This window comes from Methylicorpusculum sp., assembly GCF_030651835.1.
Lineage (GTDB): Bacteria > Pseudomonadota > Gammaproteobacteria > Methylococcales > Methylomonadaceae > Methylicorpusculum.
The window spans coordinates 1-13,895 of record NZ_JAUSBX010000081.1; the positions used below are offsets into that span (position 1 = coordinate 1).

Sequence of the window (13,895 nt, forward strand, 5' to 3'; positions counted from 1 at the left end):
AGTCGTAACACCCGAAACTGGGATTGGCAGCCAGAAGTCTGTTTAAATCCTGATAAACCAAACAATAATGCGGCGAAAAAAACCGACACTACTGTCCACTAATTTTTAACTGATGCGACAACTACGTTGACATTTACCGGCATCCGCGGGGATGAACCGGTGCTTATCCAGAGGCCACAAATTATCTAGAGCCGTTCCCCGCATCCGCGGGGATGAACCGTCACCCCTTGCAGGTCAATAAACGCTACACGACCGTTCCCCGCATCCGCGGGGATGAACCTTTTAGTCGTAAATCGGTAGTAATTCCTAAAAACCGTTCCCCGCATCCGCGGGGATGAACCGAAAAAGAAATTAACCCGCAATATCAACCGCAACCGTTCCCCGCATCCGCGGGGATGAACCGAGGCCCCTTGTAGGGCGGATTCGCGATAGCAACCGTTCCCCGCATCCGCGGGGATGAACCGGCTTTAAAGCCAGCGCGATATCCGCCCGCAAATCCGTTCCCCGCATCCGCGGGGATGAACCGCTTTGAAGATCCACCTCCAAGCGGGTTTTATGCCGTTCCCCGCATCCGCGGGGATGAACCGACTACTTAATGGGGAGCGGTTTTTTTATCGAGCCGTTCCCCGCATCCGCGGGGATGAACCGCCCCCATAATGCGCGCGTGTTGGGTTAAAATTCCGTTCCCCGCATCCGCGGGGATGAACCGTTCAGCAACAGCAGCCGGGCGGCGGAACCGAGCCGTTCCCCGCATCCGCGGGGATGAACCGTTAGCCTCGAGGCGTACCGTCATCATTATAAACCGTTCCCCGCATCCGCGGGGATGAACCGCCGGAACAGCTCCTCCCAGGTAGGTTTTAAGCCCGTTCCCCGCATCCGCGGGGATGAACCGGCCGCCAGCTCGCCCTGTAATTCCGCAACCACCCGTTCCCCGCATCCGCGGGGATGAACCGTCGCAGTAGGCGCTGATTGGTCATTGGTGCTTCCGTTCCCCGCATCCGCGGGGATGAACCGACTGATGATTTCTGACACATTGGATTGTTTGACCGTTCCCCGCATCCGCGGGGATGAACCGACGAAACTTCTGATGATCTGCGTTTAACCATGACGTTCCCCGCATCCGCGGGGATGAACCGTAACTGTGACCTTGACTGTTCTATAACCAGGCCCGTTCCCCGCATCCGCGGGGATGAACCGCGTACACCCGATGACTTTATTGTTTGCCCCGTCCGTTCCCCGCATCCGCGGGGATGAACCGTAAGGCAAGGGCACCTCATCAGTACCTTCGTCCCGTTCCCCGCATCCGCGGGGATGAACCGTATTTCTCAGGGCGGGCAATGCCAGGCTCACACCGTTCCCCGCATCCGCGGGGATGAACCGCGCTGGGCCTGGCGATAACTGCCGCCTATGACCCGTTCCCCGCATCCGCGGGGATGATCCTTCAGCATCTAAACTAATGTTTTGCCCCAACGCCAGTTCCCTGCCGCACAGGCAGCTTTGATACGCCGGTGTCGATGTGCAATATATTTCCTGATTAGCAAGCGGCTTTAGCTCAAGCCAGATAAGCCGATATTTCCTGACTGGAAAGCGCATACTGATGGTTAATTTACAAAGGTTCAGTCATGGCTATGATCAGTTACCGGTTTAACCGTTGCTTACATCTCGATATGCCCCCTATGCGGCTTCGTAGTTTCCGACACTATAGGGCCTCGTTCGGGATCTTGGCGGCCAGGGATACTGGAACTGCAAAGTTGGTCAGGAATAAAAAACCACCATGCAGCCAACATCCTCATAAAGATTACTTCACCATTTTCTGATCAAATTGAAATTTTCTGCCAAGCCAACCTCCGCTCGCTCTATAAAGAATGGCATTCTGGGCAGTTCAACCGAACCCTTTATGTTTGCTATTTATCGTGTTCATCCATAAATAATCATGGTTTTTGTTCACCTTCAACCCTCTCCTTTTCACAGATAAGAACCCCACACCACGATAATAATTACCGAACAGGCATTTGCTCATGATCCAATTAACATACCTCAGCACCCAAACCCGGCCCATGATAAAGGATGATCTTATGGATATCCTAACTACGGCCCGACTCAATAATGCCGTCCTTGGTGTTACCGGCATGCTTCTTTACACCGGTAAAAATTTCATACAGGTGTTGGAAGGCGATGAAAAAGTCATAGAGGCATTAACAGCGGATATCAGAAAAGATTCCCGGCACAAAGACATTCACATCGTCGAGAAAAAAAACATTGTTGAACGCGAATACGTTGAATGGACAATGGGCTTTAAAAAAGTGTCCAAGGATGAACTGCTTTTTATACCGGGGCTTAACAAGTTCTATAAAACCGATTTGAGTGGTGATCTAAGCCCTGACAAGGTCGACTTGATCAATAAATTGACTCTTTATTTTCGCAACGAAAGAAAAGAGAAAAATAGTCATGATGAGTTATCTCTTAATGAGGAAGACAAATTTATTTTATTTCTTCATGTGATGATTCGCTTGGCTGTTAAAGCCTTGGCTTTTTTGATGATGCTCACGGTCATCTGGTGCGTGGTTGATGTGGTCATTATCATGTACAAGGAAATACTGAACGAATCCATCATAACGTTGGGTAAATCCGAAATCCTGCATGTATTCGGTGCTTTCATGATCGTTTTGATCGCTGTCGAGATATTCATCAACATTACCTTGTACATCAGAAACGATGTCATACCGGTAAAGATGGTCGTAGCAACTGCACTGATGGCGGTTGCACGTAAAATTATCGTATTCGATTTCACCGAAGTCTCTGCGCTTCATGTGATAGGCACCGGTATATTGGTAGCCGCACTGGGCAGCTGTTATTGGCTGCTTGAGCGAGAATTTAAAGTTAATTCAGAAAGTTAGCAGTTTAAGGATTCCGTCATAAATAACGTCCAGGGATTAGGATTGTGCCGAACCGTTCGATTATCCCCCCTCTTTGAAAACGAGATGCTGGGTAAGCGTTTTTAATAAATCTCCCTCGATCTCCCCTTTTTCAAGGCTATGTTTGCGTTAATAGTTGAAAGTAAATCAACACCGTCATTCCGGCATGGATTGCCGGAATCCAGGTCACAAGGATGTGAAAGCCCAACGCCATCCATGGCTTCTGGACCTCGGCAATCCCTGCCGGGGCGACGCCTACTATTAACGCGAACATAGCCTTTTCAAAGGAGGAAGTTAGTTGTAGCGATATCCTAAATGGCCATCTGCCCGGTTAGGGCTGTCGCCAAACCGACATTGAATAATTACAAAAAATGAATGTCACAAAAGGATTGGACAGAATCGAGTCTTATTGACAACATGCATGACAAAATGACAACAACCCCAATCTAAAACAGAGAGAACCTAGTGTGGATGAAGCCATACGTGAAGTCGTACTGAGCTTAACGGCCAATCTTTCGATGAATGACCGCTACACCGAATTCTTGAGTATTTTTGCCAGAATTACCGGTAATCATGCCTGTGCATTACTGCGGTATCAGGACGGCGTACTGATACCGGTTGCCACACTAGGCCTTGTTCCTAAAGTGCTGAAACTGAATTTTCCACCCGAGCGCCATCCACGTCTGGCTGCCATTTTGCAATCACGGGTACCGGTAAGATTTGCAGCCAACGACTCCAGACCCGACCCTTATGACGGCCTGCTAAGTGGAGATACTGAGGGCAAATTAGGCGTTCATGCCTGCGTAGGCATTGCTCTTTACAATGAAAACACATTATTTGGCGTGCTTTCGGCAGATTCTCAGGAACCGAGCGCCTTTGATCACATCGACGACAGCGTTTTTCGGATTTTTGCTGCGCTGGCAACGGTATCCCTGCGTTATGAAACCTATATCACCCAACTTGAGGTTCTGGCGAAACACCGCGAACTGGTTGCCAACGAACTGGTTAATGAGAATCTTCAACGCAGCAGCCAAACCTTGGGGGAAAGCCCTGCGATGCAGAATTTGAGCCGCGAAATCGACATTGTCTCCGGCTCAGATCTGACTGTTCTTCTTTTGGGTGAAACCGGTGTCGGCAAAGAGGTAATCGCCCGCATCATTCATGCACGCTCGAAAAGAGACGATCAACCGCTGGTTTATCTCAATTGCGCGGCACTTCCCGATTCGTTGGCCGAAAGTGAATTGTTCGGACATGTTAAAGGCGCATTCAACGGCGCGACCAGTGATCGCGCGGGCAAGTTTGAACTGGCCAACGGCGGCACGCTGTTCCTGGATGAAGTCGGCGAATTACCGCTGGCCATTCAGGCTAAATTGTTACGCGTGGTGCAATTTGGAGAAATTCAGAGGGTGGGTTCCGATAAAAGCCATAGAGCGGATGTCAGAATCATTGCCGCAACCAATCGCTTATTAGCTGAAGAAGTCAAGGAAGGCCGTTTTCGGGCCGATCTTTATCATAGGCTCAGTGTTTATCCACTGCATGTGGCGCCTTTGCGAGAACGCATCGTTGATATTGCGGTACTCAGCCGGTTTTTCCTCAATCAGGCCAGAGCGCGCCTGGGTCTGGAACGAATTGATTTAAGCAATGACACGCTCAGGACGCTGGAAAATTACTCCTGGCCAGGTAACGTCAGGGAACTCGAATATGTCATGTTAAGAGCGGTTTTGCGGGCCTCGGCGCTAAGAGGCCGATCGTTAGTGTTACAACCCTCCGATCTGGATATCGGTGCAGAACTTAATAAGGCAATAGCCGATGATAACAGCGGCTTGAACGGTAAATCACTGACTCAGTTAGTGGACGATTATCAGCGGCAAATAATCAGTACAACCTTTACTGAGTCCAGTGAAAACTGGGCCAAAACAGCGCGCAGCCTGGGCATGGACCGAGGAAACCTGCACCGCCTGGTCAAACGTTTGGGAATGAAATGACTGTCCAGACCCAACTGGGGATATGATCAAAAATAACTTCCCGGAATTCGGATTATGCCGAATCACACAATTATTCACCCTCCTATAGTACAGGCTTAACTTATAAGCCGCTTTTTTGGGGTGTAATGTAAAGTTAAGGCCGCTTTCCTGCTTATGATCGATAGCGTACGGACTGCATACACCTGGAGACGTAAACTCGTGATCATCATTGGGGCTACAGGAATTATGGATAGGGTTTACTTAAACTGAGGCAAACCCATTTCATGAGGCTATGTTCGCTTTAGTAGTTGAAACTACGTCAACGCCGTTATTCCGGCATGGATTGCCGGAAACCAAGTCACAAGGAGGTGAAAGTCCAACGCCATCCATGGCTTCTGGACCCCGGCAATCCGTGCCGGGGCGACACCAACTATTAACGCAAACATAGCTTTTAATAATGCACAGATCCCTAATAAATCTGGACATCCTTATAAAAATTGGGAAACTTCAGCTTCGATAAATATATACCATTTAAAGGCTAAGTCATGAATCTACGCGATTTATATTATTTGATTGCGGTCGCTGACCTGCGTAGTTTTGTTCAGGCATCGGAACGCTACTGTATCAGTCAACCGACACTGAGCACTCAGATAAAAAAAATGGAAGAAAGTCTGGGTGTGCAGATTTTTGAGCGCACCAATAAAAAAGTGCTGCCTACCGAATTGGGCGAACAGATCATCGCCTCCGCGCGGCGTATTTTAAAAGAGGTCGACACTATCAAAGAAATTGCCGAAACGGCAAAGGACCCTTTGGCAGGCAATCTTCGTGTCGGCGCCTTTCCAACGCTGTCGACCTATATTTTTCCCCAGTTGGTGCCGCTGATCAAACAGGCATTACCGCGGGTCAGGCTGATTCTGGTCGAGGAAAAAACCGAATTACTGATTCAGCAATTAATAAACGGACAAATGGATGTCGCCTTACTGGCACTGCCGATCGCTGAGGATTTTCTGGAGTCAGTCGCATTGTTTGAGGATGAGTTTTTGTTAGCGGTGTCAACCGATCATCCTCTGGCCGCCAACCATTTTATCAATCAGGGGGATTTATTCGGCCATCCGCTGTTGCTACTGGATGAAGGCCATTGTCTACGCGGTCATGCGCTGCAAATCTGCCAAACGGTAGGAGCAGAGGAAGAACAAGATGTCAGAGCGACCGGGCTTGAAACACTCAGACAAATGGTGCGGGCCGGAACCGGAATTACGTTTATGCCCACTATTGCGGTCCAGGGAAATGATGAAGGTATTTGTTATCTTCCATTTGAAGCCCCCGCCCCTTGCCGAACCATAGGTTTAGTCTGGCGGCGAACCAGCGCCCGTGTGGAGCTTATCCGACAGTTAAGCGAGTTAATCAAAAATGCGATGGCCCTGTGACGCTCCGGTCCAATTGCTAAATCAACCGATCAGGACAACCTTACCTTTTTTAACCTTTCCAATGCCCATTCGTAGTCAAAAATGTCCATGCGTTTTACAAATTCGTCATAGTCATCGCCCAATGTCTCTTTTAACAGTTCGGCAGATTCATTAACCAGACGGCCGGCTCGAACGTTGTCTTCGACAAGGAGCATTTCCAGCTCGTTAAGCTGCTTATTAACCCGCTCAGGATCAATGTGGCTGTTGGCAATCTCTTTTTGAACGCTTTCCTCAGGCAAGGCCCTTATCGTTTGAACCAGTTGAGTCAATTCGTGATCGCACAAGCGCGCCAATTCTATAGATTCATCTACGCTGGCATTTTGGCACAGAACGCTATTCAGCTTAACCGCCGACTTTAAAACACGATTGGCCCCCAAAATAGCAGCTGCCCCGCAAAGACTATGAGTCAATCGGCGCGCCTCCGGGATATCTCCCTGTATCAAACTTACCAGGACATGCTTCATGTCTTGACTATGCTCATCAGCAAACAGATTAAGAAGACGAAGCGTTCCTGGAACATCAACATTCAAGCAATCAGGATTGTCCTCATTTTCCCTTGCTGAATCTGCATTCACAGCCGGGTCCTGCAAGAGATTGACTGACTCGGCAGCGACTTGTCTTCGCTTCTCAGGTGACAGCCAGTGCGACAGCGCCGAATAGAGAACCTCGGGTACAACCGGTTTGGCGATAAAGTCATTCATACCGGCAGCCAGGCAGTTCATCCGGTCTTCTTCAAAAGCATTGGCCGTCATCGCCAGAATAGGCAAATCGGCATAACAGGGTTGAGAACGTATTTTTTGAGTCGCGACCAAACCATCCATCTCAGGCATCTGTACGTCCATCAGAACCAAATCGTAATGATTGGCCTGGATTTTATCCAACGCAATGCGGCCGTTTTCGGCTATATCGACAGACAGCCCCACCTCATGCAATAAATCCAAAGCCACTTCCCTATTGATGGCGTTATCCTCTGCCAGCAATATATGCGCACCTGCGTAATTTTTGGCCAATTGGCCTTCGGCATCCATCGGCATTTCAGATGGGTCAGCGGCCGCCAAACCATTTCCGTGTTGCAGTCTGGCGGTAAACCAAAAGACACTTCCCTGCCCCAAAGTGCTTTCTACTCCGGCCTCGCCACCCATCATTTCGGCCAGCCGCCGGGTAATGGTCAACCCCAGCCCTGTACCGCCGTACCTGCGAGTTGTTGAGGAGTCCGCTTGAGTAAAGATCTCAAAGAGCATAGGCAAATGTTCTTTCGCAATGCCAATGCCGGTATCTTTAACTTCAAATCGTATCAACAACCCTTCGCTGTTCTCATCCAGAAGCTTTGCACATAAGCTGATGGAGCCGGTTTCTGTAAACTTGACGGCATTGGCTGCATAGTTGAGCATGGCCTGCCTTATCCGGGTCAGATCGCCGCGTAACCGGATTGACCGATCATCAACATCCATTTTGAGTGTCAAGCCTTTGGCTTTTGCCTGATCGCTAATTGACGTGCGGATGTGATCGATTACCGAATGCAGTGAAAAATCAACAGAGTCCAGTTCGATCCGACCTGCATCTATCTTTGAAAGATCCAGTATCGCATTGATGATAGCCATTAAATGCTGAGCTGCGGCATCAATCTTATCCATGCGTTCGCACTGCGCCTTCGTCAAATTGCTTTGCCTTAGCAAATAGGTCAGGCCGATGATGGCATTCATGGGTGTTCGGATTTCATGGCTCATATTAGCCAGAAAAACACTTTTGGCTTTATTCGCGGCTTCGGCTGCAATACGAGCCTCGACAAGTTCCTCAGTTCGGATTGCAACCAGTTCTTCCAGATGATGCCGGTGCCGGTCAAGTTCCTCGGCCATCTTTTTTTTCTCGGTAATGTCTTCCTTAATTGCAAGAAAGTGGGTGATTGAGCCGTCTGCCTGGTGAACCGGGGAGATGATGACAAACTCATGATAAGTCTCTCCATTTTTACGTTTACACCTTATTTGACCTCGATAAACCTTACCACTGGTCAGGGAGCTACGCAGTTCTTCGATATCAGTATCTTTCGACAGATCAGACTGCAGCGCAAACAGATTTTGACCCAGCGCCTCGGAAACCTTATAACCAGTAGCATCGGTATAAGCCTTATTGACATACTCGATGATGCCATTAATGTCAGTGATGACAATACTGTTAGGACTCTGTTCAACGGCCAGCGAAAGTTTGCTCAGTTGTTCCTCGACTCGTAGCCGGTAATTGAGCTCCATTTCCCGCAACGCATCTTCAGCTATTTTCTTGCCTGTGATATCGATCATCGCGACATTGCACGTCTCCAATGATTCGTCTACCACCGCTTTAGCATGAACGTAGAGCCGACGTTGACTTAAGCCATCAGGCATTAAAGCCAGATCGCAAGTTTCTGTATTGTGGCGGGTAAACGCGGATGTCAACATGTGGGTAAAGACGGCGCGAGATTCACTGCTGATGAAATCAGCGAAACACCTGCCCACAAAGGATGCACGACTTGAACCCAGCAATTCAGCACTCGTCAGGTTTAACTGGACGATGGTACCCTCGGGAGAAAGCGTAACGTAAGCAATCGGAGCTAAATCGTAGAGACTGGTGTAGCGGTTTAATGCCGCTTCAGCTTCAGCATGAGCGCGGTTTAGTTCGTCGTTCTGCATTTCCAGTTCAATTTGATGGACTTGCAGCTCATGTAACAGCTTTATCGTATCCTGGGAAGCGGGGTATATCGGTCTGGACGCCTTTAAAAGCTCCATCTCCGCTTGCCTGCGGAGTTTTTTGTCACTGCTACTGATTTTCATAAAACTTTCCCCGCTTATCCCACTTTTTTATTGCGACACCTGATTGAACCGTCTGTCAGGTCAGCTTTTTTCTGTTCGTAATTCTTAAGCTTAATTTCAACGCCGGCATGCTTTGATTAACTGACCGGAAATCAACCTACAGGCTGAGTTGATAACGGGCATCGTCAGCTTCCACCAAACTGATTTGAGTTTCAACAATTCGTTTTACTGTGCGCCAAGCCGTTATGAATCATACAGACGATCGATCATGTTTTTAAACCAGCGCGGGCGAATCATTATTACAATCAAAAAAAACACTTCCACTATCGGCAACGGAATTAGGTGCAACACGGTCAAAGCAAGCATGACCAGAATACCGATAAATAACCTTGGGAAAAAAGAAGTTTTCATCATTCTTTACCGTTTTAGTCAGGGTGGCAGATGAGTGGGTGGATAAGCGACAGCACATCCACATTCAACTGCATTGGTGGATGCGGCAGGCGCCTCATCCGCCCTTCAACGCTTTTTCGTTTGCAGGGCCTATGGCGCTTCCCGCAGAATAGTTAAAAAACGCTCCTGATTATAAAGATGCTTCAGCAACAACGTCTTTCCGGCAGGGATTGCCGGAAAGACGATTTATGACTCAGCTGATTGATCTTTACAATCAGGAAAACGCTAAAAGGATAGGGACTGTCAAGTCGTGTTTTTTATAAGCGAGACAACAACTCGGCTTTTTTGGCATTGTATTCATTTTCAGTCACTATGCCTTTGCTCTTCAGGTCAGCCAGTCTTTCCAGTGTTGCAAAAATATCCCCTTCCAGATTTATCGGTTGCGTATTAGCCGATTCATTGTTATGGACCGGTTCAGATTTAGGCTGCACAGGATTATTGTCGATAGAAATCACAGGCAAATTGTTCACATCAACCAAACCATATTGACTGGTAAACGTAATTGAACCGCCTACCGACTGTTGCTGCGAAAAACCACCGATCTGATGATCCAGCGTGTCATAAAGTGTCACATGTCCGTTTGCTTCAATCGCTAACCGGTGAATAGTCGCAAAATAGGCATAACGCACATTGTTCTGCGATCCTGTGCTATTGGGAAACTGAAGACCGGCCGGCCACCAGTTGCCGGAACTGCCGGGCGGAGGTGGAACGAACAAACTGACTGATCCGGCATTTCCAGTGCTGTTTTGTTGCGACTGACCGCCGGAGAAGTTATGTTGCTGCTGATTACCTTGAGTTTGTGACTGGAAACTGCCCGTTTGCAGCAGGTTTGGCTGGCTGGCGACCAGATCGGCCAGTTCCTGACACAATGAGCCGACTGAGTTTTTTAAGTTATTGTTGAACATGTCGCCCAACATGATCATTCCACCACGCATCCATTGCCCTGAGCCGCCAAACTCCGGATGGCTAAACTGCGCCATTGAACCGTTACCGTTGATGACTGATTGCAACAAACTGAACACGGCATCGAAGCTGAAGTTATAGCGTTGAGCAAGATTATTGATTGATTGCCAGCCTTCTGGCGTGAGTTGTGACATTAAACGATTCCAATAAGATATAAATAAAAGCCCTGTAATCTTTTATGTCTAACGTCAAAATTACTTGGGCTAAATAGGGTGCCAGTTTAATCGATTTACCCAAGTGAGCGCATGCTAAATTTATAAAGCACAATCATCGATAGCCCCTATTGTTAGTTGAATCCGCGTTATAAATAGAAAGTTATTGGCGATATCCTTCAGTAATTCTCATTTTGAAGGGAAAAAAAGGCTGAGGGAAGCTTTTTGAGGTTGTCGGCAACAGGGACGTATTGATGCTACCTTTGAAATCAAGCAGCTCTGCCCTTTATTCAAAGCGGGCGGGTAGTTTCCGAGCTTGAATCCTTCTCTCGGTCGTTATTAAAACGCAGGAGGGTGAAGCGCTTCAAAACCATGCACTTTTGCTTTGGGTGTAAAAACAGGCACCGTCCAGGATTCCTGTAGTTGCCCGTTCAAAAATCCGGCCAGCCATAATGCTTGCGAGCGAATCGGTAAAATAAACGCATACAGTTTACCATTTGGTAATTCGGCAACATCGCCCAGCGCATAAATAGCGTCGTCACTACTTTGCAGGTATTCATTGACCTTGATGCCCCGGCCAATAGTCAAGCCTGCCATTTCAGCTAACCCGGTACGCGGTTTAAATCCGCATGACACAATCAGTCCATCAAACTCATAGGCGCTATCCGTGTTGACGCAAACATGATGGTCCTGTTTGCCAAGACTTTTAATCGCCTGATTAAATCGAACTTCGATACCCGTAGTTTGAAGCACATCCAGTAATCTTGCCGAATCCTCAACATCCAGCTGCCGCTCCATTAACCTGTCCATCGCATGAAACAAAGTGACTTTATCGCCGGCCACGGCCAAATCGGAAGCCACTTCGCAACCGATCAAACCGCCGCCGATAATCGCCCAGTGAGGCGCGCTGTTTTGTTGCTGCACGTTTTGACGAAAGCTGCGCAATTGTTTTAAATCAGTCAGGCTGTTCAAGCTAAAAAACAGGTCTTTGTAGGGTAAGTACGGCGGCGGTATAAAAGCAGCTGATCCTGTAGCAATGATCAGTTTGTCGTAAGCCAGTGTCTGGCTTTGCCCCTGCCGGTTAAAAGACAGGCTTTTACTCGCAGAGTTGATATCATAAACATCAGCATCGCTAATGACGGCAATACCGCTTTCACGTATTTTTTCGAAACTTTTCAGAACAATCGTCTGCTCAATGTCGGCTTTGGTAAAGCCGCGGGAGAGCATTGGCCTGGAGTAATACCCGTCATTTTCCCGGGTGATCAGGGTTATGGCTTCGTCTGCGTTTAACGCGCGGTATTTTTCCGCAAAACTAACACCTGCTATACCCGAACCAATGATTACAACGGCCATGATGCTCTCCTGTGAACGTTAACCCAGCGGAAAAAAATCAACTTTTGAAGCACCACAGACAGGACAACACCAATCCTCAGGCACGTCTTTCCATAAGGTACCCGGAGGTATACCTGAATCAGGATCACCCTCAGCCTCGTCATAGATATGTTCGCAAATTCCACATTCGTATTTTTTATAGTCGGTCATAACCATTCCTCTTGCTTCAAATCGAGTTTAAATTAACAGGTCTTGATCAAACCTGATTAAAAAGATGCTTCAGCAACAACGTCTTTCCGGCAGAGCCTGCCCCGGTCAGGGAATGCCGAGATGACGATTTTTGAATGAGCTGATTGATCTTTATAATCAGGTGATCAAATGCGAGCATTATTGTGACTCTCATTATAAAGCGCTGCAATCAAATTGGCCTGATACACCATGCCTACCAGCCGTTTTTCGTTATTGACAATGGGTATCTGCCGATAGCCCTGATTGGCCATCAACGGCACCAGTTCGGCGATATGCGTGTTTTCAGGAAGGACGCTAACAGTGCTGGTCATAATATGACCGACCGATTCCGGCTTGCTGGTCGATACATCCGGGGTGCGGCGTATGAAGGCTCGAAATTTATCTTGAAATGTTTCATTAACAGCCACGTTGATGAATTTAAAAAAATCATTCCGGGTAATGATGCCGATCACGCGCTTGGCTCTGTCGACAACCGGTATGGCTTTGATTTGTTGACCGCGCATAATTTGCCAGGCGTATTCCACTTCTGTTCCGTATTCAACCGACACTATGTTTCTAACCATAATATCCTTGCAGGTGATATTGCCTTGGAAGCGTTTAAAGCGCTGCATCTGAACGTCCGTGAACAATTTGCTTAAGTCGGCCGCTGTCACGTCCATAAACGCATCCATATTCTCAAGCGCTTGCTCCATATCTTGCTCTGAAAATCCGGTGCGCTGCTGTTCAACAACAATCGGATTTAAGCGAACCTTCTTACTGATCAAGTGTTGCGAATGAACGGGATAGCTATGCCCCAACAGCCAACGGTTAAAAGCAATCGCCAATATCAGCATAATAACTACGTTTAAACCAACCGGCATCAACACAAAACCATACCCCAAGGAAGTAATGGAGTCGCCCGCCATGACGGGGGTCAGCGCGGTTGCCGCACCCGGCGGATGCAAACACCTGAGTAATAACATAAGCAACACACTGCCAGCTACGGCACAAGCCGATGCTAAAACCGTATCAGGAATAATTTGGGCGCTGCACATACCCGCAAGAGCTGATACCAGCTGTCCTCCCACCAAAGGCCATGGCTGGGCGAGCGGACTATTGGGAATGATAAATAAAATGACCGCAGACGCGCCCATAGAGGCAACAATAATTGGAGAAACCGAGCTTGGACTGAAATACCGGGTTACCCAGGACACCAATAAAATGGTGCCGAAACAAGCAATAATGGAAAGCAACTTCCCTTTGATGCTTAAGTTGACAGGGTCAATCGTTACAAAATGAAACCATTGTTTAACGTTTATCATCATTTCGACGCGGCTCATCTCGTTGAGACAAAAAGTCATCGAAGTATATATCAGTTGCAAATACCTCGCATTCCCCTTGTCAGCTTAAAAACCTACGCACATTCTGTCAAAACCCATTGGGATTTGCCTTGAAAGCAAGGCCATCGTTATTGGGTCGTGATTAAAAAAGGCTATGTTCCCGTTAGTAGTTGAAAGTAAATCAACACCGTCATTCCGGCATGGATTGCCGGAGCCGTTAGACCGCGTAAGCGAATCCAGGTCACAAGGATGTGAAAGCCCAACGCCATCCATGGCTTCTGGACCCCGGCAATCCCTGCCGG

11 protein-coding genes and 1 CRISPR repeat array are annotated in these 13,895 nt (G+C 48.0%); of the genes, 3 read left to right on the forward strand and 8 right to left on the reverse strand.

Translation table 11 applies throughout. From position 1 onward, the window contains the following. The first annotated feature begins 130 nt into the window (after positions 1-130). A CRISPR array of direct repeats spans positions 131-1,441; the repeat unit is 29 nt; unit sequence CCGTTCCCCGCATCCGCGGGGATGAACCG. Between the two features lie 577 nt (positions 1,442-2,018). Next, complete coding sequence (locus tag Q7V32_RS09895) at positions 2,019-2,897, forward strand: phosphate-starvation-inducible PsiE family protein (RefSeq protein WP_304896813.1); 879 nt, start codon at positions 2,019-2,021, stop codon at positions 2,895-2,897. 136 nt (positions 2,898-3,033) lie between these two features. On the opposite strand, the gene Q7V32_RS09900 is transcribed toward Q7V32_RS09895, so the two are convergent. Then, on the reverse strand, positions 3,034-3,189 hold the full coding sequence (locus Q7V32_RS09900) for a hypothetical protein (protein WP_304896814.1): 156 nt from the start codon (positions 3,187-3,189) through the stop codon (positions 3,034-3,036). Positions 3,190-3,382: 193 nt separating this feature from the next. Here Q7V32_RS09900 and norR point away from each other — a divergent pair, with 193 nt between their 5' ends. After that, entirely contained in the window at positions 3,383-4,900 is a 1,518-nt protein-coding gene (gene norR / locus Q7V32_RS09905; RefSeq protein ID WP_304896815.1) for a nitric oxide reductase transcriptional regulator NorR, read from the forward strand. Between the two features lie 293 nt (positions 4,901-5,193). Here norR and Q7V32_RS09910 read toward each other — a convergent pair whose 3' ends face one another. Then, positions 5,194-5,325 (reverse strand): hypothetical protein, encoded by a 132-nt coding sequence (locus tag Q7V32_RS09910; protein WP_304896816.1) that lies wholly within the window; start codon positions 5,323-5,325, stop codon positions 5,194-5,196. A gap of 99 nt (positions 5,326-5,424) precedes the next feature. Between Q7V32_RS09910 and Q7V32_RS09915 the strand changes: the two genes are divergently transcribed. Then, positions 5,425-6,306, forward strand: coding sequence for a LysR substrate-binding domain-containing protein (locus tag Q7V32_RS09915; RefSeq protein ID WP_304896817.1), 882 nt, complete (start codon positions 5,425-5,427; stop codon positions 6,304-6,306). 29 nt (positions 6,307-6,335) lie between these two features. On the opposite strand, the gene Q7V32_RS09920 is transcribed toward Q7V32_RS09915, so the two are convergent. The 6 genes from Q7V32_RS09920 to Q7V32_RS09945 form a co-directional block, all read right to left on the reverse strand. After that, positions 6,336-9,149, reverse strand: a complete 2,814-nt coding sequence (locus Q7V32_RS09920) for a PAS domain S-box protein (RefSeq protein WP_304896818.1) — start codon at positions 9,147-9,149, stop codon at positions 6,336-6,338. 222 nt (positions 9,150-9,371) lie between these two features. Further along, entirely contained in the window at positions 9,372-9,539 is a 168-nt protein-coding gene (locus Q7V32_RS09925) for a hypothetical protein (protein WP_304896819.1), read from the reverse strand. 296 nt (positions 9,540-9,835) lie between these two features. Beyond that, the gene (locus tag Q7V32_RS09930; RefSeq protein WP_304896820.1) at positions 9,836-10,675 is read right to left on the reverse strand and encodes an SHOCT domain-containing protein; all 840 of its coding nucleotides are present in this window, start codon (positions 10,673-10,675) and stop codon (positions 9,836-9,838) included. A 357-nt stretch (positions 10,676-11,032) separates the two neighbouring features. Continuing rightward, positions 11,033-12,046 (reverse strand): NAD(P)/FAD-dependent oxidoreductase, encoded by a 1,014-nt coding sequence (locus tag Q7V32_RS09935; protein ID WP_304896821.1) that lies wholly within the window; start codon positions 12,044-12,046, stop codon positions 11,033-11,035. Between the two features lie 18 nt (positions 12,047-12,064). After that, positions 12,065-12,235: a rubredoxin gene (locus tag Q7V32_RS09940; protein WP_304896822.1), complete on the reverse strand. Its 171-nt coding sequence runs from the start codon at positions 12,233-12,235 to the stop codon at positions 12,065-12,067. 164 nt (positions 12,236-12,399) lie between these two features. Beyond that, positions 12,400-13,593, reverse strand: a complete 1,194-nt coding sequence (locus Q7V32_RS09945; protein ID WP_304896823.1) for an HPP family protein — start codon at positions 13,591-13,593, stop codon at positions 12,400-12,402. Positions 13,594-13,895: the final 302 nt, after the last annotated feature.

Coding starts and splice junctions, on each gene's coding strand:
- Q7V32_RS09895 (WP_304896813.1), top strand. CDS start 2,019: ATGATCCAATTAACATACCTCAGCACCCAAACCCGGCCCATGATAAAG.
- Q7V32_RS09900 (WP_304896814.1), bottom strand. CDS start 3,189: ATGTTCGCGTTAATAGTAGGCGTCGCCCCGGCAGGGATTGCCGAGGTC.
- Q7V32_RS09910 (WP_304896816.1), bottom strand. CDS start 5,325: ATGTTTGCGTTAATAGTTGGTGTCGCCCCGGCACGGATTGCCGGGGTC.
- Q7V32_RS09915 (WP_304896817.1), top strand. CDS start 5,425: ATGAATCTACGCGATTTATATTATTTGATTGCGGTCGCTGACCTGCGT.
- Q7V32_RS09920 (WP_304896818.1), bottom strand. CDS start 9,149: ATGAAAATCAGTAGCAGTGACAAAAAACTCCGCAGGCAAGCGGAGATG.
- Q7V32_RS09925 (WP_304896819.1), bottom strand. CDS start 9,539: ATGAAAACTTCTTTTTTCCCAAGGTTATTTATCGGTATTCTGGTCATG.
- Q7V32_RS09930 (WP_304896820.1), bottom strand. CDS start 10,675: ATGTCACAACTCACGCCAGAAGGCTGGCAATCAATCAATAATCTTGCT.
- Q7V32_RS09935 (WP_304896821.1), bottom strand. CDS start 12,046: ATGGCCGTTGTAATCATTGGTTCGGGTATAGCAGGTGTTAGTTTTGCG.
- Q7V32_RS09940 (WP_304896822.1), bottom strand. CDS start 12,235: ATGACCGACTATAAAAAATACGAATGTGGAATTTGCGAACATATCTAT.
- Q7V32_RS09945 (WP_304896823.1), bottom strand. CDS start 13,593: ATGAGCCGCGTCGAAATGATGATAAACGTTAAACAATGGTTTCATTTT.